Source organism: Telluria mixta, from assembly GCF_029223865.1.
GTDB lineage: Bacteria > Pseudomonadota > Gammaproteobacteria > Burkholderiales > Burkholderiaceae_D > Telluria > Telluria mixta.
The window spans coordinates 3,547,364-3,570,117 of record NZ_CP119520.1; the positions used below are offsets into that span (position 1 = coordinate 3,547,364).

Annotated in this window: 22 protein-coding genes; 6 read left to right on the top strand and 16 right to left on the bottom strand. The window is 67.9% G+C overall.

Annotated elements, in window-relative coordinates; translation table 11 throughout:
- Positions 1-4 precede the first annotated feature (4 nt).
- Positions 5-484 carry a VOC family protein gene (locus P0M04_RS15800; protein WP_259451614.1) on the bottom strand — a complete coding sequence of 160 codons (480 nt, stop codon included), beginning with the start codon at positions 482-484 and terminating at the stop codon, positions 5-7.
- A 55-nt stretch (positions 485-539) separates the two neighbouring features.
- Positions 540-1,439: a LysR family transcriptional regulator gene (locus P0M04_RS15805; protein WP_259451613.1), complete on the bottom strand. Its 900-nt coding sequence runs from the start codon at positions 1,437-1,439 to the stop codon at positions 540-542.
- Between the two features lie 140 nt (positions 1,440-1,579).
- Here P0M04_RS15805 and P0M04_RS15810 point away from each other — a divergent pair, with 140 nt between their 5' ends.
- Complete coding sequence (locus P0M04_RS15810; RefSeq protein WP_259451719.1) at positions 1,580-2,671, top strand: L-dopachrome tautomerase-related protein; 1,092 nt, start codon at positions 1,580-1,582, stop codon at positions 2,669-2,671.
- An 11-nt stretch (positions 2,672-2,682) separates the two neighbouring features.
- On the top strand, positions 2,683-3,336 hold the full coding sequence (gene nfsB / locus P0M04_RS15815; protein ID WP_259451612.1) for an oxygen-insensitive NAD(P)H nitroreductase: 654 nt from the start codon (positions 2,683-2,685) through the stop codon (positions 3,334-3,336).
- Between the two features lies 1 nt (position 3,337).
- Here the strand turns inward: nfsB and P0M04_RS15820 are convergent, their stop codons facing one another.
- Both P0M04_RS15820 and P0M04_RS15825 read right to left on the bottom strand, forming a co-directional pair.
- Positions 3,338-4,843 carry an MDR family MFS transporter gene (locus tag P0M04_RS15820; protein WP_259451611.1) on the bottom strand — a complete coding sequence of 502 codons (1,506 nt, stop codon included), beginning with the start codon at positions 4,841-4,843 and terminating at the stop codon, positions 3,338-3,340.
- Positions 4,833-5,279, bottom strand: coding sequence for a MarR family winged helix-turn-helix transcriptional regulator (locus tag P0M04_RS15825; protein WP_259451610.1), 447 nt, complete (start codon positions 5,277-5,279; stop codon positions 4,833-4,835). Before P0M04_RS15825 ends, P0M04_RS15820 begins: the two co-directional genes overlap by 11 nt.
- 134 nt (positions 5,280-5,413) lie before the next feature.
- Between P0M04_RS15825 and P0M04_RS15830 the strand changes: the two genes are divergently transcribed.
- Both P0M04_RS15830 and P0M04_RS15835 read left to right on the top strand, forming a co-directional pair.
- The gene (locus tag P0M04_RS15830) at positions 5,414-5,782 is read left to right on the top strand and encodes a DUF6404 family protein (RefSeq protein ID WP_259451609.1); all 369 of its coding nucleotides are present in this window, start codon (positions 5,414-5,416) and stop codon (positions 5,780-5,782) included.
- Positions 5,783-5,793: 11 nt separating this feature from the next.
- Positions 5,794-6,246, top strand: coding sequence for a nuclear transport factor 2 family protein (locus tag P0M04_RS15835; protein ID WP_259451608.1), 453 nt, complete (start codon positions 5,794-5,796; stop codon positions 6,244-6,246).
- Positions 6,247-6,276: 30 nt separating this feature from the next.
- Here the strand turns inward: P0M04_RS15835 and P0M04_RS15840 are convergent, their stop codons facing one another.
- The 10 genes from P0M04_RS15840 to P0M04_RS15885 form a co-directional block, all read right to left on the bottom strand.
- A complete protein-coding gene (locus P0M04_RS15840; protein ID WP_259451607.1) occupies positions 6,277-7,497 on the bottom strand; it encodes a glycosyltransferase family 9 protein in 1,221 nt (406 codons plus the stop codon).
- 251 nt (positions 7,498-7,748) lie between these two features.
- Positions 7,749-8,414, bottom strand: a complete 666-nt coding sequence (locus P0M04_RS15845) for a PRC-barrel domain-containing protein (protein WP_281042432.1) — start codon at positions 8,412-8,414, stop codon at positions 7,749-7,751.
- 220 nt (positions 8,415-8,634) lie between these two features.
- A complete protein-coding gene (gene yghU / locus P0M04_RS15850; protein WP_259451606.1) occupies positions 8,635-9,495 on the bottom strand; it encodes a glutathione-dependent disulfide-bond oxidoreductase in 861 nt (286 codons plus the stop codon).
- Positions 9,496-9,577: 82 nt separating this feature from the next.
- Entirely contained in the window at positions 9,578-12,358 is a 2,781-nt protein-coding gene (locus P0M04_RS15855) for an Hsp70 family protein (protein WP_259451605.1), read from the bottom strand.
- Positions 12,355-14,214, bottom strand: a complete 1,860-nt coding sequence (locus P0M04_RS15860; RefSeq protein WP_259451604.1) for an Hsp70 family protein — start codon at positions 14,212-14,214, stop codon at positions 12,355-12,357. Before P0M04_RS15860 ends, P0M04_RS15855 begins: the two co-directional genes overlap by 4 nt.
- Positions 14,211-14,789: a DUF2760 domain-containing protein gene (locus P0M04_RS15865; RefSeq protein WP_259451603.1), complete on the bottom strand. Its 579-nt coding sequence runs from the start codon at positions 14,787-14,789 to the stop codon at positions 14,211-14,213. The genes P0M04_RS15860 and P0M04_RS15865 overlap by 4 nt, the downstream gene beginning before the upstream one ends.
- A gap of 48 nt (positions 14,790-14,837) precedes the next feature.
- Complete coding sequence (hepT, locus tag P0M04_RS15870) at positions 14,838-15,287, bottom strand: type VII toxin-antitoxin system HepT family RNase toxin (protein WP_259451602.1); 450 nt, start codon at positions 15,285-15,287, stop codon at positions 14,838-14,840.
- 46 nt (positions 15,288-15,333) lie between these two features.
- Positions 15,334-16,587, bottom strand: a complete 1,254-nt coding sequence (locus P0M04_RS15875; RefSeq protein ID WP_259451601.1) for a putative Na+/H+ antiporter — start codon at positions 16,585-16,587, stop codon at positions 15,334-15,336.
- 58 nt (positions 16,588-16,645) lie between these two features.
- Entirely contained in the window at positions 16,646-18,280 is a 1,635-nt protein-coding gene (locus P0M04_RS15880; protein WP_259451600.1) for a DUF5597 domain-containing protein, read from the bottom strand.
- A gap of 51 nt (positions 18,281-18,331) precedes the next feature.
- Positions 18,332-19,099, bottom strand: a complete 768-nt coding sequence (locus P0M04_RS15885) for an NAD(P)H-dependent oxidoreductase (RefSeq protein WP_259451599.1) — start codon at positions 19,097-19,099, stop codon at positions 18,332-18,334.
- Positions 19,100-19,189: 90 nt separating this feature from the next.
- On the opposite strand from P0M04_RS15885, the gene P0M04_RS15890 reads away from it, so the two are divergent.
- Together P0M04_RS15890 and P0M04_RS15895 are read left to right on the top strand one after the other, a co-directional pair.
- Positions 19,190-20,092, top strand: a complete 903-nt coding sequence (locus P0M04_RS15890; RefSeq protein ID WP_259451598.1) for a LysR family transcriptional regulator — start codon at positions 19,190-19,192, stop codon at positions 20,090-20,092.
- A gap of 182 nt (positions 20,093-20,274) precedes the next feature.
- A complete protein-coding gene (locus tag P0M04_RS15895) occupies positions 20,275-20,589 on the top strand; it encodes a hypothetical protein (RefSeq protein WP_259451597.1) in 315 nt (104 codons plus the stop codon).
- 16 nt (positions 20,590-20,605) lie between these two features.
- Here the strand turns inward: P0M04_RS15895 and P0M04_RS15900 are convergent, their stop codons facing one another.
- Both P0M04_RS15900 and P0M04_RS15905 read right to left on the bottom strand, forming a co-directional pair.
- On the bottom strand, positions 20,606-21,763 hold the full coding sequence (locus tag P0M04_RS15900) for a chromate transporter (protein WP_259451596.1): 1,158 nt from the start codon (positions 21,761-21,763) through the stop codon (positions 20,606-20,608).
- Positions 21,760-22,722 carry a chromate resistance protein ChrB domain-containing protein gene (locus P0M04_RS15905; RefSeq protein ID WP_259451595.1) on the bottom strand — a complete coding sequence of 321 codons (963 nt, stop codon included), beginning with the start codon at positions 22,720-22,722 and terminating at the stop codon, positions 21,760-21,762. The genes P0M04_RS15900 and P0M04_RS15905 overlap by 4 nt, the downstream gene beginning before the upstream one ends.
- Between the last annotated feature and the right edge of the window lie 32 nt (positions 22,723-22,754).

The window sequence follows — 22,754 nt, forward strand, 5'->3', positions numbered from 1 at the left end:
CCGGTCATCCCCGTCGCGCTGCCTCGATCGCGGCGACGTCGATCTTCTTCATCTCCATCATCGCGTTGAACGCGCGCTTGGCCGCGGCCCGGTCGGTGCCCGTAAACGCTTCCATCAGCACGCGCGGCGTGATCTGCCACGAGACGCCCCAGCGGTCGCGGCACCAGCCGCAGGCATTCTCCTGGCCGCCGTTGCCGACGATCGCATTCCACAGCCGGTCGGTTTCTTCCTGGTCCTCGGTCGAGACCTGGAACGAGAACGCGTCGGTATGCTGGACGCCTGGACCGCCGTTCAGGCCGAGGCACGGGATGCCCATCACGGTGAACTCCACCGTCAGGACACTGCCTTCCTGGCCGGCCGGATAGTCGCCCGGCGCGCGGTGGACGGCGCCCACCGAGCTGTCGGGGAACGTCTGCGCATAGAACGTCGCCGCGTCCAGGGCATCGTTGTCGTACCACAGGCAAATCGTGTTCTTGTTGATCATCTCGTCTCCCTTCGTGGTCTGGAAATGGAGCGGAAACGATAGCACGACCGGCGCGTCATGCGACCAGTTGCGCGCAACGCTCCGTCAATAACGCGTGCAGTTGCCGCACGGCCGGCGAGAACTGCCGCCGGTGCGGGCAGACCATCGACAGCGGGGCCGGTTCGCCCGGCTGATCCGGCAGCAGCAGGCGCAGGCGGCCGGCGCGCACGTCCGTCACCACGTCGATCCACGAACGGTAGGCGATGCCTTCGCCGGCCAGCGTCCAGCGCCGCACGACGTCGGCGTCGTCGCTCGCGAGCGCGCCCTTGACGTGCACGATGCGCCGCGACTTCCCGGCCGGGAACACCCATTTGTCGTACACGCGTCCATGCATCTGCCACAGCAGGCAGCTGTGGCGCTGCAGGTCGTCCAGCGATTGCGGCTCGCCGCATTGTTCCAGGTAGCCGGGCGAGGCGACGAGCACGCGCCGGTTGTCGGGTGCGAGGGGCAGGGCGATGAAGCTGGCGTCCGCGTGCTGGCCGTAGCGGATCGCGATGTCGACGGGGTCGCGGAACACATCCGCCACCTGATCCGACAGCTGCAGGCGCATCTCCAGGCGCGGATGGCGGCGCCGGAAGTCGCCCAGCCACGGCAGCAGGATGTTGCGGCCGAAGTCGGACGGCGCCGCCAGCAGCAGCGTGCCCGTGAGCTCGGCGTCGTCGCGCCGCATCGCGTCGCGGCCGCTGTGCAGCAGGTCGATGATCTCGCGCGCGTACGGCAGGTAGCGTTCGCCCTCGTCCGTCAGGCGCAGGCTGCGCGTGGAGCGGGCGAACAGGCGCAGGTCGAGATCGCGCTCGAGCCGCATGATGGCCGCGCTCACCTGGCCGGGCAGCAGGTTCGCTTCGCGCGCCGCCTTGGAAAAGCTGCCGCACGCGGCCGTGCGGACGAACAGGGCAAGGTCTTCGAACCGGACCATTTTCACGCCGCGAGTGAAACTGCTGACCGATTACCCCGGTTTTTTGATTGCTCGACGCTCCATATCATGGACGCATCCTTTCAGGAAACAAAGCAGTCGAGAGTCTACACAACCTTCAGGAGCCAGACATGAAACGATTGATGATCGCCGCCGCCCTTGCCGCCGCGCTTGTGACCGCCCAGGCAGCCGCCCCGGCCAAAATCGAGCGCGTGGCCGAATTCACGGGCGCCATGCCCACCGGCGTCACCGTCAGCGAGGACGGCCGCATCTTCGTCAACTTCCCGCGCTGGGGCGACGACGTGCCGTTCACCGTGGCGGAACTGCGCAACGGCAAGCCGGTCGCGTATCCGGATGCGGCGTTCAACCGCGAGGCCGCCGACCCGGCCAAGGGCCTGATCAGTGTGCAGAGCGTCGTCGCCGACGGCCGCGGCCGCGTGTGGATCCTCGACACGGCCGCCCCCGGCTTCGCCGCACCGAAAGCGGGCGGCGCCAAGCTCGTTGCCGTCGACCTCGAGACGAACAGGATCGTCAAGACCGTCGTGTTCCCGTCGAACGTCATCCTGTCGACGACGTACGTGAACGACATGCGCTTCGATTTCCGCGTCGGCAGCGAAGGCGTCGCCTACGTGACGGATTCGTCGATCAAGGGCCCGGGCGCGCTGATCGTGCTCGACCTCGCGACGGGCAAGGCGCTGCGCCGCCTGAGCGGCCATGCATCGACGTCGCCGGCGCCGGGTTTTGTGGCGACCATCCACGGCAAGCCGCTGGCCGCCACGGGCCCGGACGGCAAGCCGCAGCCGTTCAACGTCGCGGCGGACGGCATTGCGCTGTCGCCGGATGGCGAAACCCTGTACTTCTGCGCGCTGTCGAGCCGCACGCTGTACGCGGTGCCGACACGGTTGCTGCGCGACCCGAACGCCACCGACGCGGACATCGCGCAAGCCGTGCGCAACCTGGGCGACAAAGGCGCATCGGATGGACTCGAAGCGGATGCGAAGGGCAACGTCTACGGCGGCGACTACGAGCACGACGCACTGCGCAAGCTGGCTCCCGGCGGCACATGGACCACGATCGCACAAGGCCCGGACATGTCGTGGCCGGACACGCTGTCGGTCGGCCCGGACGGCTACCTGTACGTGATCGCCAACCAGCTGCACCGCCAGGCCGGCTTCAACGGGGGCAAGGACCTGCGCCAGAAACCATATCGCCTGCTGCGCGTGAAGATCGACTGAAGGAGAACACCATGGATATCGTCAACACCGCCCGCCGCCGCACCACCACGAAGGCCTACGACCGCACGCGCAGGATCCCGCAAGCCGTCGTGGACGCCCTGCGCGCACTGCTGCGCCTCGCGCCGTCGTCCGTCAATTCGCAGCCGTGGCATTTCGTCGTCGCTGCGACGGAAGAGGGCAAGGAGCGCATCGCGCAAGCCACCGAGGCGGGCTTCCCGTTCAACACGGCCAAGATCCGCGACGCTTCGCACGTGATCGTGCTGGCCTCGCGCGCCGCGGTCGACGACGCCCACCAGGACGCCGTGCTGGCGCAGGAAGAACGGGACGGCCGCTTCGTCAACGACGCCGCGAAGAAGGCGCAGCAGGGCGGCCGCGCCGCGTTCACGGACCTGCACCGCTACGACCGGAAGGACGTGCAGCACTGGTACGAGAAGCAGACCTATCTGGCGCTCGGCACGCTGCTGCTGGGCGCCGCCAGCCTGGAAGTCGATGCGACGCCGATGGAAGGTTTCAATGCCGAGGTGCTGGACAAGGCACTGGGCCTGCGTGCGCGCGGTTTCACGAGCAGCGTGATCGTGGCGCTCGGCTACCGCAGCGCGGACGATTTCAACGCGAAGCTGCCGAAGTCGCGCCTCGCGTCCGATGTGGTGTTCACCGACATCTGACTTATTCCGCCGGCGGTGTCGGCGCGGCATGCCCCGTCAACGGCAGCTCCGGCAGGAACAGCAGCGCGATGAGCCCCGCCAGCACGATCAGCGCGCCCGCGCCGAAGATGTTGGCGATGGCGTGCCGGTACACGGCTACCGTCAGCGCCTGCGCGGCGGGGAGTGCGGCTGCCGCGCCGTGCGCGCCAGCGCGCGCGACGTCGGCGATCCCGTGCGCGTGCACCTGGTGCGCGAGGATGGCGCCGGAGCCCGTCACGCCGAGCAGGCCGCCGAGCGAGCGGAAGAACGTCAGCATCGCCGTGCCCACGCCGCGGCGCGGGACGGGCAGCGCGTTCTGCACGGCGATCGTCATGTTGGGCATCACGAGGCCCAGGCCTGCGCCCAGCATGAAAATCGCGGGCTCGATGACCCAGTAGCCGCGCGCCGTGTCCATGCCCCACGCGAGGACGGCGAACGCCAGCACCGCCACCGACAATCCCGCCACCTGCACGGCCTTGTACTTGCCCGAGCGCGACAGCACGCGGCCGTTCAACGTCGACGACGCGATCATCCCGACCATCATCGCCACCGTCATCATGCCCGAATGCGCGGGGCTGCTGCCCATCACGAGCTGGAAGAACAGCGGGAAGAACACGCTCGCGCCCATCAGGCCCATGAACGTCAGCGCCATCACGATGCTGGCGATGTTGAAGACGCGGCTATGGAACAGGTCCGGCGGCAGCACGGGTTCCTGCGCGCGGCGCAGGTGCACCATCAGCCAGCCGCCCAGCACGACGGTCAGCGCGGTGCACACCTGCACCTGCACCGAGTCCCAGGCCCACTCGGTGCCGCCCAGCGCGAGGATCAGCAGCAGCGCCGTGATCGACACGGTGAGCAGTACGGAGCCGACGTAATCGATGCGGTGCGCGTGCGTGCGCACCGGCTTGCGCAGCGAGCGCGCGATGGCGTGGAACGCGACGGCGCCGACGGGCAGGTTGATGAAGAAGATCCAGTGCCACGACAGCAGGTCCGTCATCATTCCGCCCAGCACGGGGCCGAGTACGCTCGTGACGGCGAACACGATGGCGATCGAGCCCTGGCGCCGCGCCCGTTCCTGCGGCGGCACGAGGTCGCCGATGATGATCTGCGCCAGCGGCATGAAGCCGCCGGCACCCATGCCCTGGATGGCGCGGAACGCGATCAGCTGCGTCATGCTCTGTGCGAAGCCGCACAGTACGGAGCCGAACAGGAACGTCGCGAGCGCCGTGAAGATCAGCGGGCGCCGGCCGTACTGGTCGGCCAGCTTGCCGTACAGCGGCATCGTGGCGGTCGATGCGAGCACGTACGCCGTCACGACCCACGACAGATGGTTCATCCCGCCCAGGTCGCCGACGATGCGGGGCAGGGCGGTGGCGACGATGCTCTGGTCGAGCGCCCCGAGGCCCAGCACGGCCATCAGGGCCAGGTAGACGGAACGGATTTCGCGGGCGTCCGCGGGTGCATCCTGCGTGGTGGATTCAGTCTTCATGGTCGGCGAGGAAGTTGAGGGCGTCGATGGCGCCGGCGAGCGCCTCCATCTGGTCGGGCGTCAGGCGCGCGATGCGTTGCGACAGCCAGTCGTGGCGGCGATCGCGCAACCGTCGCAGGGCGGTGTGGCCTGCGGGGCTGACGTGCAGGCCACTGCGGCGCCGGTCGTGTTCCTGCGCGGCGCGTTCGACGAGGCCGGCCGCTTCCAGCGCCTTGACCTGGCCGCTCATCGTCGGGCTGCGCACCTGCTGCATGCGCGCCAGCTCGGCCACGCCGATGCCGGGATGCTCGTGGATCAGGTGCAGGAGCATCGCCTGCATCAGCGACATCCCCTGTTCCTGGCGCTCGGTGTCGCGCCGCATCTGGCGCACGATGCCCTTGAGGGCCGTGCGCAGGTCTTCGGACAGGCGTTCGACGTGTTTGTCGTAGTGGGTCATGGTTAATATAGGTAGGCTACCTAACTATATTAAGCCTATTGGGCGGCGCATGCAAATGGTGTCTTCGTGACATTGCACGCATTTTTTCGGCGACACGTTTGCTAATGTGGCGGTTGTACCTGTTCAATATCCCTATGCAATTTCGAGCACAACTGGACCGTTCCCTCGCCATGCTGTCCGCGCGCGGACTGGCGCATCGTCACGCCGCACCGCTGCTGTTCCGGCTGCTGTGGAAACTCGGCATCCGCGTCCGTCCGCCGCATTTCCTTGGCTTCTCCCACATCGCCCTCGTCTACGGTACGTGGTTCACCTGCGCCTGGGGCGTATTCATGTGGGTGCTCGTGTGGTCGCAGCAGGGGCTTGACTTCCTGGGCGTGGCGCTCAGGTCCGGCGCTGCGGGTGCGGCGTTCGGATTGATGATGGCGTGGTTTTATACGCGCGAACGCAGGGAATTCGGGCTGCCGGCTTGGGAATCGCTCGGCGGGGACGAACAGACAGGCTGAACGGAGGAGTCATGTACCACGCCATCGTGCGACGCAGGATCACCAACGCATTTGCCGGCCTCAGCGCGGGGAGCATCGATGCCATCACGGACGAGCTTGCCCCGGATGCCGTGCATTACTTTGTCGGCACGCATGCGCTGTCCGGGACGCGCCGCACGCCGGACGCCATCCGCGCGTGGTACGAGCGCCTGTTGCGCCTGCTGCAGGGCATCCGGTTCACCGTGCACGAGGTCCGGGTGTCGGGCTGGCCCTGGCGCACGCAGGTCGAGGCCATCTGGACCGAAACGAACTACGGCACGGATGGCGTGCAGACGTCCGCCGAGGGCGTCAACCTGATCGAGGTCCGGTGGGGCAAGGTGACGAGCGTGCGCATCTACCCGGATACGGCCATGCTGGAGCGGACGCTGCAGCGCATCGCGGCCAAGGGCACGGCGGAAGCGCTGGCCGCGCCTATTACCTCCTGACGCCGATTTGCCGGCGTTACAGCGCCGGCGTTACAGCGCTTGCCAGGCGAGCGCCGCCATGACTTCTGCCACGCCGATCTTGTCGACCCAGTCGTCGCGCCGCGCCACTGTGAGGACGGTGCTGTTGCGCGTGTCGATGGGCGCCCATTCCGGGTTCTTTTGACGCATCAGGGCGATGACGGGGACGTGCACGGCATTCGCCAGGTGCATGACGGCCGTCTCGACGGAGACGATCAGCTTGCACAGGCTGAGGATGGCCGGCAGTTGGAAGAAATTCTCTTCGGCACTGAACAAATGGGTGCGTGCGAGATCGTGGCCGGCGAACAGGGCACGCGCGCGCGCCAGGTCTTCCGGGACGACGTTGACGATGAAGCCGGCGTCGCGCCATGCGGCGTCCTGCTGCATCGTGCGGATCAGTTCGATGACCCGTTCCAGCGGCCACGAGCGTTCGACCGATTTCGAGTACGCATTCAGGAACACGACCTTGGGCGTGCTGCCCCCGGTACCGCCGAATCCCCAGGCGGCAAACTGGCCGCGCGCGTAGTCCATCCAGCGGTCGGGGATGGACAGCACGGGATAGCGGGCGGACGGCGGGATCGTGATGCCGAACAGCTGCGTGAACCAGTCGGCGTAGATGTCGCTGATGTGCTGGTCGGGATGCGATGCCGCGCTGTATGCGGGGATGAAGGCGTCCAGCTTGCGGTAGGCGAGGTGCTTCGGCAGGTCGTAGGACCGCACGCGTTTCTTCTGGCCCACGACGAAGCCGTGCGGGCTGATCTTGCGGGCCAGGCCCGCGTACTTGTGCCGGTCCAGCACGGCGAGCGACACGACGATCGGGTAATCCTGCCGCTGCGCTTCCTGTAACGAGGCCTTGTACAGCGCGGGGCTGTAGGTCTCGTCGTAGATCCTGTTGAAGCAGGGGCACTCGGCCAGCCAGTCGTACAGCGCGTATTTTTTCAGGTGCGGCCAGTCCGCGGCACGGCGCGTGCGGCGGCGCTCGTCGACCCACAGGTCGATCTTGATGTGCGGGAAGGCACGCGCGAAGGCGGTGAAGCAGCTTTGCAGGTAAGTGAAATCGCCCAGCGCCAGGTGGGCGATGAACAGGATCCTGTCGGCACGCGCCAGCAGCGCACGGTCGACCAGCGCGGCGCGGGAGGCCGTGTCCGCCAGCCAGTCCGTGTCGAATGCGCCCGGCTGTGCGCGGCCACCCCAGCTGTCCAGTTTCAGCGTCTGTTCACTCGAGATTTTCATATCAAAATTGTAGAGGGCGAATGGCCGGGGTAGAACGGGCGGTCCTGTAAAGTTCGGTAAAGCTTTTGTTAAGAATTAGCATGCCTTGATGACAGCCGTGTTGCATGCCAGTGCGACACAAAGTAGCTGATTAGTAAATATTGCATCCCGTCAGTCTGCCAGATTGCATGGGAAAACGATGCACTGTTGAGGTTACAAGTTGTAACGACGCGTCACCGGCCGGCATGGCCGGCCGGCGACATCGTCCAGCGTCAGCCGAGATTGCTGCCGCGGATCTTGCTCAGGTCGGTGTCGCTGCCGGCGGTGCCGGGCCGTGGATCAAGACTCGTACCGGCACCACCAGCGGCGCCGCCACCGGGCATGGCACTGCCCGCGCCCGTGCCCATATCGGACGAGCCCGCATGGCCGGCGCCCATCGAGCCCATGCCGGCACCCGCGCCCGTGCTGGCGCCAGCGCCGCCGCCGACCATCCCGCGCATCGCCACGTTCGGTCCCATGCTGGGCGCGCCGGAACGCATCGGGTCGGTGCCGTAGAAGCTGTGGATGTGCTGGGCCCATTGCGCGTCGGCCATGTCGGGCCAGGCATCCTTGTCGAAGCCGGGGGCGTTCTGCAGGCGCTCTTTCTCGATGTCGAGCACGAAGCGCTTGTTGACGGTGTCCAGGTGCAGGGCTTGCCAGGGCACGGCGAACAGCTTGTCGCCCATGCCCAGGAAGCCGCCGAAGGACAGCACGGCGTAGGCGACCTGGCCGGTCTGCATGTCGAGCATGATTTCCTTGATGTCGCCCAGGTCGTCGTCGGTAGCGTTGACGACGCTGTCGCCGATGAGGGTGTCGGCGCCCATCAGCGCCGGGCCGGGGCCGGTATGCTGGCCGGTAGCCTTGTACATGCCGTATTTGTCGCGATCTGCGTAGCTCATCTCGTCCTCCTGATGTCGATGATTGCAGGGCTGTCGGTGCGGTATCCATTCAGGGTAAATGGACCGCCTGGTACGCGTTTGCGTCCGCTCAATCGTGTTCGAACGCACTACGCGCCGACGGTCCGATCCTAGTCCCGATTTGCATTGCCGTGCGCCCGCTAGATGACAGGAAAGACATGTCGCCGGCCCGGCGCCGGCGGAGGAGAATGGCGGATGACGCTCAGTCCAGGTCGGATGCGTCGTGGCGCTCCAGCACCTGTTCTTCCGGCTTGCCGCGCACGCGGTTGACCTTGCGCCCGCGGATCACGGCCGGGCGCGCGCCGACCTCGTCGGCCCAGCGGCGCACCTGCTGGTACTGGTGCACGGCGAGGAATTCGCCCGCATCGTACAGCTCGCCCAGCACGAGGCCGCCGTACCACGGCCAGATCGCCATGTCGGCGATCGTGTACTCGTCGCCCGCGACGAAGCGGCGCTCGGCCAGCAGGCGGTCCAGCACATCCAGCTGGCGCTTCGTTTCCATCGCATAGCGGTTGATCGGGTATTCCAGCTTTTCCGGCGCGTATGCATAGAAATGCCCGAAGCCGCCGCCGACGAAGGGGGCGGAGCCCATCTGCCACATCAGCCAGTTGAAGGTCTCGGTGCGGGCCGGGATGTCCTTGGGCAGGAAGGCGCTGCCGAATTTTTCCGCCAGGTAGACGAGGATCGAACCGGACTCGAACACACGCACGGGTTCCTGGCCGCTGCGGTCGACGAGGGCCGGGATCTTTGAATTCGGGTTGATCCCGACGAAGCCGCTGCCGAACTGGGCGCCTTCGTTGATGCGGATGAGCCAGGCGTCGTATTCCGCGCCCGTGTGGCCCGCGGCCAGCAGCTCCTCGAGCATGATCGTGACCTTTTGCCCGTTCGGCGTGCCCAGCGAATACAGTTGCAGCGGATGCTTGCCCACCGGCAGTTCCAGTTCGTGGGTCTTGCCCGCGACGGGACGGTTGATGCTGGCGAAGGCACCGCCCGAGGGCGTCGCCGGGGACCAGACCCGCGGAGGGACATAGGGGGACGTGAACGGGTTCGTGGGGTCGGACATTGCACTTCTCCTTCTGACTCGGTGGGAAAAGCGATGATGCCCGAAAAGCCACGTTCGTGCAGAAGCTACCCGGGCGACGGTTTCAGCGCAGCAGTTTCAGCCCCGGTGGCAGCGCATCCCCGAACATGCGCGTGCTGCTTTCCTGGTCCAGTTCGACGACGTCGCGCACCTGCGCGGACCAGCTGGCCGGCGCCCCCGCGGACGCCAGCCGCTGTAGCACTTGTGCGCGCAGGTCGTCGTCGATGTCGCGCGTGCGGTCGCCCGTCTTGCGCGCGAGGTGGGCGGCGGCGAAGCCGGCCGGTTCGATCCGCTTCCAGTCCAGCTGCATGAGTTCCGTCAGCCAGCGCCCGGCCGCATCCGGCGGCGCCACTTCGTGCGCGCTGCCGTGCAGGGGCGTGCGTGCGCCCACGCGCGCGAGCGCCCACAGGTAGCGCGCGTAGGTGGCCGCCGCCTTCGCATCGGGCTTGGGCGTGACGGGAATGCCCATGATGCGGCCGACCATCCAGTCCCCGATCTCGGCCTTGTACGCGGCCGGGATGCGTTCCAGCGACGCGCCCAGGCGCAGCATGTCGTCCTCGCTGCCGTCGACGAGCGTGGCGGGGCGTTTGGCGCGGTCGGACGGGTCGGCCTGCAGGTTGAACGCGAAGTCGTCGAGCAGGCGCAGTTGCGCGTCCGTGGAGAGTCCGCCGGCCACGCGCCGCCACAAGGTCCACCATTCGGCGCGCACCTGGGTGTCCTTGACGTATTGCGCGCCGGCCGGAAACAGGGCCCACAGCTGCTGGATGCGCCAATCGTCGAGAGGATCGCCGAAGCCCGGCCGCAGGCACCAGCCGGCCAGGTTCAGCCACACGCGTTCGTGCTCGGCCGAGCGGCGCCGGCCTTTCGCGCGTTCCATCAGCGCGTCGAACAGGCGGCGCAGCAGCGGCGTCTCCCACCGTTCGCGGCCGCCCAGCACGTGTTCCAGCGCGCCACGCAACTGGCGTACTTCGCGCGCCTCCACCTGCTGGTTGCGCGCGCCGAAGATGCGGTCGATGCGCTTGATGGCTTCGTCGATCTGTGGATGGACGAATTCAGGCGCTTCTTCTTCGCCGCGCAACTGGAATTCGAGGCGCCAGCGCTGGCCGCTGCCATCCTCGGCCACGCAGAACATCTCCAGCGTGCCCAGCTCGGACAACGCGGCCGCCAGCTGCACGGGGATGGACGCGGTCTTCGCATCCTGCGCGTGCAGCACGGTGGCGATCGCGGGCAGGCGCACGACGTCATGCGGATCGAGGTCGACGATGTCGCCCGCCGCGGCTGTATCGGCGATGGCGGACACGAGGTGGAAGCGGACGGGCCGGCCCACGCGCAGCGCGAAGCTGCGTTCCGCCAGCGTGACCTCCGCGCCGGCGCGTGCGCCGCGCGGCAGCACGCACACCGCACGCAGGCGTTCGCCTTCCTCGAGGATCAGGTAATAGCTGCGTGCCGATCCGCTCTCGATGGCAGGCGCGAGCCCGGCCCGCGCGAGCGAATAGGCGACGGCGCCGCGCGCGACCGCGACGTCCGGATCGGCATTGTGCAGCACGCGCACGGCTTCCCCGCGCCACGCGGACAGCACGTCGGCCAGTCGCTGCGCCAGCGCTTCTCCGCGGAACACGCCGCCGTTCAGCAGCAGGGTGTCCGGCACCGGCAGGCGGCCGTCATCCTCGATGCCCAGCGCCTCGCGCGCCGCCTGCGCGTGCTGGCGCAGGAAGCCCGCCAGATGGCGCGTGATGGCCGGGTCGCTCGCATACGGCAGGCCGAATTCGACGATGCCGGCGCGTGCCCGCTGCGGGCCGTCCTGGGCTTCGTTAAGGGGAAAGAAGCCGTCCAGCACGATGCGTTCGACGTCGGCCTTCGCGATCGTCGCCGAGCGGCTGGCGCCGATGAGGCGCGAGCCGACACCTAACAAGGTGACGGTCGTTTCAGCCGGCGCGTCCGGCGCCAGCAATTGTTCCTTCGCGGCGCGGCAGCGTTCCGTCAGTTGCGCGAGGCGGCCGGCCGACAGGCGCTGGGGTTCGCCCAGGCGCGATTCGGCCAGGTGGGCGAGGGCGAGGTCCATGTTGTCGCCGCCGAGGATCAGGTGGTTGCCCACGCCGATGCGCGACAAGGACGGCTCCCCATCTTTCAGTTCGACCTTCACGAGCGTGAAGTCGGTGGTGCCGCCGCCCACGTCGGCCACGAGCACCAGCTTCGCGTCCGCGAGGTCGGCGGCGAGGGTCGTCCGATGGCGTTGCAGCCAGTCGTACAGGGCTGCTTGCGGTTCTTCCAGCAGGCGCACGTCCGCCAGGCCCGCCAGCTTCGCCGCTTCCAGGGTGAGGGCACGCGCGCCTTCGTCGAACGAGGCGGGGATCGTGAGGACGATCTGTTGCCGTTCCAGCGGACGGTCTTTGAAACGTTGATTCCACGCCGCGCGCAGGTAGGCCAGATAGCTGGCGCTTGCGGCCAGCGGCGAGACTTTCGCCACGTCGTCCGGCGCACCCCATGGCAGGATGGGCGCCGTGCGATCCACGCCCGGATGCGACAGCCAGCTTTTCGCGGAGGCCACGAGCCGGCCCGGCGACGCCGCGCCAAGACTCCTTGCGAGGCGGCCGATGGCGACCCTTTCCACGCCGCCCACGTCCGGCTGTTGCCACGGCAGTTGCAGCGCATCCGCCGCGAGTTCGCCGTCGAGCGGGTGGTAGCGGCTCGACGGCAGCAGCGGCGCCGTGCCGACTTCGCCGGGCGCCACCAGTTGCGGAATATCGAACGTGGCGACGTGGCCGGACCCCACGTCGGCATACGCCAGCACCGTGTTGGTGGTGCCGAGGTCGATGCCGACGAGGGCTGCGGTCGTGCGGGTCACTGCTCGGTGCTGCGGACGTCGAACTCGACCTTCCAGCGCTGGCCTTCACGGGCCACGGCCACCAGTTCCAGCGTGCCCGCTTCCGTCGCCACGGCATGCAGTTTCACCTGCACGACGTCGCCCGGCGTGCGGCCTTCCGCCGGCAGGGTCGCCTGGATCTCGTTCAATTCCTGCAGCTCGTCCGGGCTCCACGATTCCAGTACGGTGCCGATATGGTCCTGGCGGCGCACGGTGGAACCGAAGAAGCGGAAGTGCACGGGCTCGCCCACGACGAGGCCGAATTCCTGGCCCGGCAATTCCAGCTCGCTGCCTTCTTCCATGCCGAACGGCGCCACGCACAGCGCTTCCAGCGGCGGTTCGAAGCCGGGGATCGCGGGCATCGACGACTCGACGCCGACGTAGTACGACCGGGCCGTGCCGCCGCGGATGCGCACGCCGCCACCGCGGCGCGCATAGCCGTAATAGGCGGCGCCGCGCGCGACGGCGAGATCCAGGTCCGCGCCTTCCAGCATGCGGGCCGGTTCCGCGCCTTCCATGTACAGCCAGTCGTTGATGGTGTCCATCACGCGCTTGGCCAGGATGTCCGACTTGAACACGCCGCCGTTGAACAGCACGGCGCTCGGATGCAGGAAGGTGTGAGCCGGATCGACCTTGCCGTTAAAACCTTCCAGCTCCGCCGTCGCGCCGGCCTGGCGGCCGAGGAAGGCGGCGAGGTGTCGCGTGATGGCGGCGTCCTGCGCATACGGCAGGCCCACTTGCGTCAGGCCCGCGCGGGTGCGCACGGCCGGGCGCGCGCCCGCTTCCACGCGCGGGAAGAAGCCGTCCGTGATGAACGTCGTGACTTCGTCGCGCGTCAGCTCCGTGCGGATCGAACCGCCGATCAGCTTCGAGCCGCGGCTCGGCACGACGATCGGCCACGTGGTCGCGTCGGCGTCCGCCAGCAGGTGTTCCTTGGCGCCGCGGCAGGCGTAGGTGAGGGCGCGCATCTGCCACGCGTCCAGTTGCGTGCCGTTCGCCTGCAGCTTGCGCGCGACGAGGTGGGCCAGCGCGAGGTCCATGTTGTCGCCGCCCAGCAGGATATGGTCGCCGACGGCGACGCGGTGCGGTTCCAGGTTGCCGTCGCGCTCGAGGATGGCGATCAGCGAGAAGTCGCTCGTGCCGCCGCCCACGTCCACGACCAGCACGATGTCGCCGGCTTTCACTTGCTTGCGCCAGCCGCCGCCGCTGCCTTCGATCCAGCTGTACAGCGCGGCCTGCGGTTCTTCCAGCAGGGTGGGGTTGCCGTAGCCGGCGCTGCGCGCGGCTTCCGCCGTCAGCTCGCGCGCGGCCGGGTCGAACGACGCGGGGATCGTCACGGTGACGGCCTGCTGTTCGAACGGCGCATCCGGATGCGTCGCGTTCCACGCGGCTTTCAGGTGTTCGAGGTAGCGGGTCGATGCGGTCAGCGGCGACACGCGCTCGACTTCTTCCGGCGCGTCGGTCGGCAGGATGGCGGCGCGGCGGTCGACGCTCGGATGGCTCAGCCAGCTCTTGGCCGACGAGACCAGGCGGATCGGCGTGCCGGCGCCGCGCGAACGGGCCATTTCGCCGACGACGGGCGCGGCCTGGCCATTCGTCCACGGCAGCGCCAATTCTCCCGGCGCCAGTTCGTCCGGGTGCGGCAGGTACAGGAACGACGGCAGCAGCGGCAGCGCCTCGACGGTGCCCGGCGCGCTCAGTTGCGGGATGCCCAGCACGCCCTGGTCGGCCTTCTCGCCGTCGCTAGCCTGCAGGTCGACGTACGACAGCGCGCTGTGCGTCGTGCCGAGGTCGATGCCGATGGCGTAGCGGGCGTCGTTGTTGGTCACGTCATTCACAGTTCCACCTCCGCCGGGGCGATGACGCTGGCGTCGTGTTTATCGGCCAGCTGCGGCAGGCGCACGTCGCGCGCGCGCCAGCCGCGGTGCGACAGGGTGCCGGTGAACGGCGCCTTGCCGACGACGTTGCCGGTCAGGCGCACGCTGGCGGCGTCGAAGCCTTCCTGCAGCGTGATGCGCGTGCCTTCCAGCTCGCCGCGCACGGGTTCGATGGTGAAGTGCTCGCGCAGCACGCGCGCGCAGCCTTCGTGCACGAGGCGGGCGGCGGCGCCGATGTCGGCATCCGCATAGACCGTGATGTTTTCGTTGGCGAAGTCGATCAGGCGCGCTTCGCGCTGCAGGAGACCCAGCAGCTGCAGGGCGGCGTCCGGCGTCGCGATGCGCAGCGGGACCGGTGCAGGAGCGGGCTTCGGTGCGGGCGCTGGTGCCGGGGCGGGAGCGGGGGCGGCGATCGGGCCGACCTGGTCGTCGCGCACGCGCGCGGCGAACTCGGCGTCGCCCAGGGTCTTGAAGAAGGCGCCGAAGGCAAGGGACAGCCGGCTCCAGAAGGATGGCAGGTTGGTCGGTTGGCTCATGTTCTTGTGGTGTCTGGTGCGTGGTTCAGAAAGGGCGCATGATACCAGTTAGACAGCGTTTGGTTCCGGATCGCCCGTCGAAGGAGAGTCCACTGAGCCCGCCAGCAGCGCACGTGCATACACGTCGAAATCGTCCAGGCCCCGCTTGATGATGGTCACCAGCGCGGGCAGCGGCGCGGCCTGGTAATCCCATTCGGCGCGGCAGAATTCGCCCGTGCGCTTGAGGTCCTCGGCCAGCGTGGGCTCGATCCAGCCATTGTCCGCCAGCAGGGTGATGACTTCGCGCTCGTCGTGCGCCGGGCCCAGGCCGCGGTCGGCCAGCACGTAATCGCCCATCTCGACGGCCGCTTCCCAGGCGCGGATCACGTTCAAGGTGGCCGCATCCTGGCGCGTGATGTCGCCGACGAACGTGGTCGGGTCCTTCTCGTATTCGTCGCGGGCACGCTTGCAGCAGCGCTCGATGGTCCCCGTTTTGCTGACCAGTAGCTCTTGATCCATAGTTCCCTCGCTGCGGGACGTGGAGGGTCCCGCTCCAAGAGATACGTTACAACAAGAACAACATCGCTGCCGCACAAGTGGGCGCAAGCGCACCCAGCAGCAGGCCCACGGCCCCGATCGATTCGTCATTGAAGCCGCGCCGCAGCAGCGCGACGCCGGCCGGGTTCGGCGCGTTCGCGATGACGGTCAGGCCGCCGCCCGCCACCGCGCCCGCCACCAGCATGTATTGCGCGCGCTCCGACAGTCCGGCGATCAGCGAGCCGAGGTAGGTCAGCGCGGCATTGTCCGTGATGGCGGTGAGGCCCAGCGCGCCGAAGAACAGGGCGGTGGGCTCCAGCTTCGCGACGATGGGCTGCAGCCACCATTGCTGCATCCCGCCCAGCACGACGAGGCCGGCGAGGAAGAAGCCGACCAGCAGGCCTTCCTTCAGGATCAGCGGGTCCTGGTAGCGCGGGTAGGCCTGGGTGATGCCGAGGAATAGCAGAAAAATGCCGGTGAACAGCACGGGATGGTGGGCCAGCAGCACGATGGCCGTCAGCACGCCCAAATGGGTCAAGGTCACGAGGACCGGCATGCGCACGGGTGCCTCGCCCTCGATCGAGATGTCGAACGGGCGCAGGTGCGGGCGCAGCAGATACGTCACGACGCTCGCGTTGACCAGCACGGCGATGACGGCGCGCCAGCCGAAATGCGTCAGCATGTGGACGCTGTCCCAGCCCCACGCGCCGGCTACCATCAGCACGGGCGGCGCGGCGTACGACGTCAGGGTGCCGCCGATCGACACGTTGACGAACAGGACGCCCAGCGCCCCGTATTTCAGCCATTCCGGCATCCCGGGGCGGAACACGGACGGGGCCAGCATCAGCGCGGCGATCGTCATCGCGGCCGGTTCCGTGATCAGCGAGCCGACCAGCGGCACGAGCGCGAGGCCGAGCCACGTCTGCGCGACTTCCGTCCGCAGCGGCAGCAGCCGCGCGAGCAGGCGCACGAGCGCGCGCGCCGCCTCCAGCACGGGCCGCGACGCGGCCACCACCATCACGACGAACACGAACAGCGGCTCCGTGTAATGGCGCGATTCGGCGTAGTCGATGGCGGCGGCGCTGCCGTCGACGAAGGCCATCGCGAGCATCAGCACGAAGGCCCAGAAGCCGAAGACGACCTCCACCTCGCCCAGCAGGTGGAACAGGCCGGCGTGGCGCGGATGACGGTGCGCCAGGCCCTCGAAGAGGCGCGTGGCGAACGTGTGCAGCAGGGCGAGCACGAACAGGATCAGGGCGATCTTGTGCATGGTCGTGGTCATGGAACGGTTCCTTTCAATACCACGTCGCCCCCGCGCGGGCGGGGGCGACGGTTTTTGACTAGCGGGCCGGATAACTTCCGAGTTTTACTTTAAGCACGCGCGGCACCGTGGTGAAATTTAACCCGTAATCCGTCTGGTCGCCGTTCCATACGTGGTGCAGGACCCAGTTGCCCCCGTCGTCGTAGCGGCCTTCCTCCACGCGCGCGAGTATCGCGCGCTTGCCGCTGCCCTCCGGCGCCGTGAAATCGATGCGTGCCATGCGGCCCGTGACCAGGTATTCGTCCGGGCCCAGCGCCGCGACCAGCACGCCGCCTTCCGGCCCCTGCGGATTCGCGGGGCGCGGCTTCATCCACGTCCAGTCCGACGCGCCGAACGTGCCCTTGTCGTAGTGGACGCGCGCCTTCCAGTTGCCGAGGTCCAGGTCGACGGGCTTGCGGTCGTCCGGTTCGCTCGCGCCCCAGACGTTACCCTCGAACGCCTGCCGCGCCCAGAGGCGCATGATCGGCGCGACGAGGCGGTAGTTGCTGGCGAACGGCTCCAGCATGTCCCACGCGCTTGCGGGAATCTTGTCCGGGTCGTTCGCCTCCTTCGTGAAATCGACGCCGAACGGAGAAAAGCCGATGCCGCGCCGGCCCATCACGTCGAACAGGTAGCGCGCGTAGGCGAAGGTGTGGCCCGTCTCGGGGACGAACAGCGGATTGTCCGGGCGGTCGTACAGCTTCAATACGGCGTGGTATTTCGGCGTCTCGGGAAAATAGATGTCCGGGCCGATCGCGTCGATGTGCGGCGCGCCGGCCTTCCACACGTCGATCACGTTGTCGGTGGGACCGCCGGCCGAGTACGACGTCGGCTCCTGCTGCTTGAGCGGGTCGCGCAACGCCACGTTGACGTACATCGGCAGGTCCAGCTCCGCCTTGCCGGCGGCGGCCACTTCATCGGCGAAGCGCGCGATGTACCAGGCGTGGAAGGCTTCGTCGGCCTCCTTGCCGAAGACCTCCGCCCACGTGCCGCCCGTGCGGCCGCGTGCCTTCAGCAGCGGCGCGGGTACCGGGCCGGCGAACAGTTTATTGGCTTCCGGCGAGTGGTCGCGCGCGCTGCCGTAGGTGCCCGTCTCGTTCTCGATCTGGACCATGATGACGGTATGCTGCGGATCCTTCTCGCGGATGTGGCGCATCAGCGCGACGAACGCCGTGCGGTCGGCGTCCAGCGTGGTCGGGAAGATCGGCGACAGCGAATCGCGCAGCTCGCCCTTCGCATCGACGACGCGCGGATAGCGGGCGTTGTCCAGCTTGACCCACGCCGGCGTATAGCTCGGCCCATTGTTCTTCCACGCGCCGAACCACAGCAGCACGAGGCGCACGCCATGGGTGCGCGCTTGCGCGAGCAGCAGGTCGAGGTAGCTGAAGTCGAAGGTGCCCGGCTTTGTTTCGATCTGTTCCCACGCGATGGGCACTTCCAGCGTATTGGCACCCAGCCTGTCGATGGCCGGCCAGACGAGCGGCATCTGCGCGGGCCAGGCGCTGGAATTGTTCACCTGCGCGCCCAGCATGAAGAACGGCTTGCCGTCCACCAGCAGCGCATGGCGCCCGTCCTTGTGCACGATCTGCGGCAGCGGCGCGTCGAGGACAATGTCTCCGCCCTGGGCCGACCAGGCCAGGGTGGACAGCAGCAAGCCGGCCAGCGTCTTTTTCATTCGGTCTCCTGTCGCGGTGATTTTGAACATTGTCCCACGACAGGGACTGTATTAACGCAGATGCGCGCGCAATCCGGTGACGCCGGGTGCGACGTCGTCCGCCAGCACGTGCCGGTCCGGGTAGTCGCCGCCGTTCTGCGGCCGGTAGGGAATCGGCGCGTCCGTGAACAGGGTGCGCATGCGCGCCGCCAGGCCGGCTTTCGCGCGTTCGACACCCTCGGCGTCGATGCGGCCGGTACCGTACACGGCATACGTGGGCAGCACGTCCATGCCGGGGAAGAACAGCGTGCCGTGCGTGATCGGGAACAGCAGTTCGTCGAGCTGGCCGTTGATGCCGCGCGGGCCGTAGTCCTCGGCCGGCCCGCCCGTCGTCACGGACAGCAGCGCGCGTTTGCCCGCGAGGCCGCCTTCGCCGTAGCGGTAGCGGTTGCCGGCACCCTGGTAACCGTAGGCGAGGCCGTACGCCCACACGCGCTCGATCCAGCCCTTCATGATGGCCGGCATGCCGAACCACCACAGCGGGAACTGGAAAACGACGGCATCCGCCGCCATCAGCTTGGCCTGTTCGGCGCGCACGTCATCCGGCTGCGTACCGGTGCTGAACGCGTGGCCGGATTCGGCCACGAACGACAGGCGCTCAGGATCGACGCGGTCGGGGAAATCGTGTTCGTCGTAGACGGCTTTCCAGCCCAGCGCATACAGGTCGGACTGGATCACTTCATGGCCCTGGGCGCGCAGTTCGGCGCGCGCGGCCTGGACCATCTGCGCGGTGAGGGAGTGCGGGTCGGGGTGGGCGTGTACCAGTAAGACTGTCTTCATCTTGTGCTCCTTGATTGTCGATGGAGACCATTCTGGCGATGATCGTCATGGCCGGGAATGCCAGCCGGCTTTTGGGGTAGTATCCAAAAAATGGATATCAAGCGATTGGACTTCAACCTGCTCGTGACGCTGGACGCGCTGCTGGCCGAGCGCAGCGTGAGCCGCGCCGCGCAGCGCCTGAACCTGAGCCAGCCCGCGCTCAGTGCCCAGCTGGCGCGTCTGCGCGAGATGCTGGGCGACCCATTGTTCGTGCCGAGCCACCGCGGCATGACGCCCACGCCGCTGGCCCTCGGCCTGCAGGCGCCGCTGGCGGCGGCCCTCGCGCAGCTGCGCGACGTGGTGACGTCGGCACGCGCCTTCGATCCCGCGCGCGACGAGTTCACGGTCCACGTGGCGTGCTCGGACTACGTGCAATCGGCCTTGCTGCTCGACTTCACGCTCGCGCTGCGCGAGGAAGCGCCCGGCCTGCGCATCGCCCTGCGCGCGGCCGATGCCGCGCGCCTGGAAGCGCAGATGGAAAAGGGAGACGTCGACCTCGCGGTGCTGACGCCGGAAGGCATCGCGGAGTCTCTCCGTTCGCGCCCGCTGTTCGAGGAGCGCTACGTCTTCATCGCGCGGCGTGGCCACCCGGCGCTGCGCCGCCCGCTGGATACGCAGCGGTTCTGCGAACTCGAACACGTGATGGTCTCGCCGCGTGGCGGCAGTTTCACGACGCCGGTCGACGAGGTGCTCGATGCGCAGGGCCTGCGGCGCCGCGTCGTCATATCGGCGTCGACGTTCCACTCGGTGCTGGACCTGGTCGAACGGTCCGACCTCGTCGCCCTCGTGCCGGCCCGGATGGTGGAAGGGCGCCCCAATCGCCTGCGCGTCCTGGCCCCGCCGCTTCCGGTGCCCGGCTTCGCGATCCACATGGCCTGGCATAACCGCAACCACGGCGACGCGGCGCAGCGCTGGGTGCGGGAGCGGCTGGTGGCGTTCGCGCGTGACACGTGAATCCGTTTGTTGGTGGACTTTCGATAATTGCTGTATCTTATGGTTGCGGGAAGCCGGATGATTGCCCGCCTTGCGCCTGCCTTTTCCTGGCGGCCCCGTTCCCTTTCGTCATCCGGCTTTCCACGCACCGAGTTGCCCGGCCCGCGCATCACAAGACAACCTCAAGGCTGGAGAGAACCGCAATGAACGATGCAATCGCCTACGATATGGATGACGCGGTGGCGGCCATGGAAGTGCTTCATGCCGCGCTGACGTTCGATCTGAACGAGCTGGAAACCAAAATCCTCGCACTGGGCCATCCGGTGACCGCCGTGCCGGAGCCCGACAATGAAGACCTGGCCGACTATTACGCGGCCCGCGCTTCCTTGCACAGCGGGCTGGCCAGTATTGCCGAAGTGCTTGCATGGATCCAGTGTAAAACCGAAGACGATCCGGAAGGCGACGTCGCTGTCGCCATTCAACCGTTACCGACACTGCGTGGCTGCTCGATCCATTGAATGCCGCGGCGCCGTTTCACGCATGCGTGAGCGGATACAGGATGAGTCCCACTGCCGCGGCCGCGGCAATGATGACCGGTTCCTGTAGCTTCTTGTAACGCCACAGCAGCGCGACCGTGACGGCCGCCAGCAGCACGGAAGGGAGGTCCGTGATGGAGCGTTTCGCCAGCACCACGACCGATCCCGTGATCGCGCCCACCGCGGCGGCGGTGATGCCGTCGACGAAGGCCACCACGCCGGGCAGCTTGCCGTAGCGCTTGAAATACGGCGCGGGGAGGATCGTGAACAGGTAGCAGGGAATGAAGGTCGCGAGTGCCGCCACCGTCGCGCCGCCGAACCCCGCGATCAGGTAACCGATGAACCCGACCGTGATCACGACCGGCCCCGGCGTGATCATCGCGACCGCGACCGCATCGACGAACTGCTTTTCGTTGAGCCAGTGGTGTTCGGTCACGACGCCGCCGTACAGGAAGGGCACGATCGCCAGGCCCGAGCCGAACACGAACGTGCCGGCCTTGGCGAAAAAGACGCCGATCTGCGCCAGCAGGGACGGGTCCGCGCTTCCCGCCAGACTGGCCGCCAGCGGCAGCTCGGCGATGGAAACGGCGCCGAGCGTGCCCCTGCGCGCCCATCCCGGCGGCGCCCGCAGCAGCCAGACCAGCACACCGCCGGCGATCAATAGCCAGGCCACTTCGGACTCGGTCGCGATCGTGACCGCGGCCAGCGTCAGGTACACCGCCCACAGCAGCTTGTCCCGGCCCAGCGTCTTGACGGTGAGCTTCTTCGCGCTCATCGCGATGATGCCGGTGACCGCCGCGCCCACGCCGTAAAAGACCGCCTGCATCCAGGAGATGCCGCCGAAGCGCACGTATGCCCAGCCCAGCGCGACGACCATCACGAAGGACGGCAGCACGAAGGCGAGGCCGGCCAAGGTGGCGCCGAGGATGCGGTAGTGAACATAGCCGAGGTAGATCCCGAGCTGGGCCGCCAGCGGGCCGGGCGCGAGCTGGGCCAGCGCGAGGCCTTCTTTGTAGTCGGCAGCGGAGATCCAGCCGCGTTCTTCGACCAGGTCGCGCTGCATGTAGCCGACCAGTGCCACCGGGCCGCCGAAGCCGAGGGTGCCGAGCCGCAGCATGTACGCGACCATCTGCCAGAGGGTGTATTGAGGAGTCATGTCGGATGCCTGGTCGAGAAATGGGCGTACAGCCCGTCGAGGATGGGGGTGACGTGCGCCAGCAGGTCGTCGTCGTCGCGCGCGTGCCGGCGCAGTCCGGCCAGCACCGCTTCGAAACCGGCGGCTTCGGCGACGAAGCCGGTGCCGATGTCCAGCACGTGGACCAGCGCGCCGACGCGCACCAGTCCCGCGTCCTGGTCGAGGCCGAAGCTGGCCAGCAGCACTTCGAAGGTGACCTTGTCGCCGACGTGGCTGAAGGCGGCACCGTCGAAATCGAATCCGAGCGCATCCGGCGGACAATCGCCCGGCGTCTCCAGCCACAGGAAGCGCGCATCGCGGTCGATGTGGCGCCGGACCAGCCAGGCGCTGGCGACCCGGTCGACCCACAGGTGCCTGCGCGTGGCCCACGTGCGGGCACGGTACGCGGCTGGATCGAGCCGGGGAATCGGGACGTCGACGGCGTGCGGTTCATCCGGCGACAGCACCTTGTCGGCGAGGGCAGTGAACTCACGCCAGGCCTGTTCGCACCGGGCGCTGGCTTCGCCGGGAAAATAATCGGTCGCGCGCAGCGCATCGTAGTCGCGCCGCAGTTTGCGCAGTTGTTTGTTGACGTCCTGCGGTGTCGAGGTCGGGATGGATGTGCCGGCGTCCGCGAGCAGGCCGACGAAATCCGCGTACTCCTGCCGGCGGTCGAACAGGCTCCGGTAACGCTGTTCGTCGGCGGCGTCGACGGGGCCGGCCTGCAGCAACCAGGCCGTGCCGCCTTCGCGGATGGTCTCGTCGCCCAGGCCGGCGAGCTGCGCGCGCAGTGTCTCCGTGTCGGGGAGGAGATAGACGCCATCCCGCAGCGCGCCGCACCCGAGCGCCTTCAGGGCGCGCCAGATGCGCATGCGTGCGGTGGCACTGCTGGTCGGTAAGGTGACGACGAGCAGGATCCAGTGTGGGGTTCGGTCGCTCATGCCGGAATATTATCATTGTGTAGCGAGAGTTA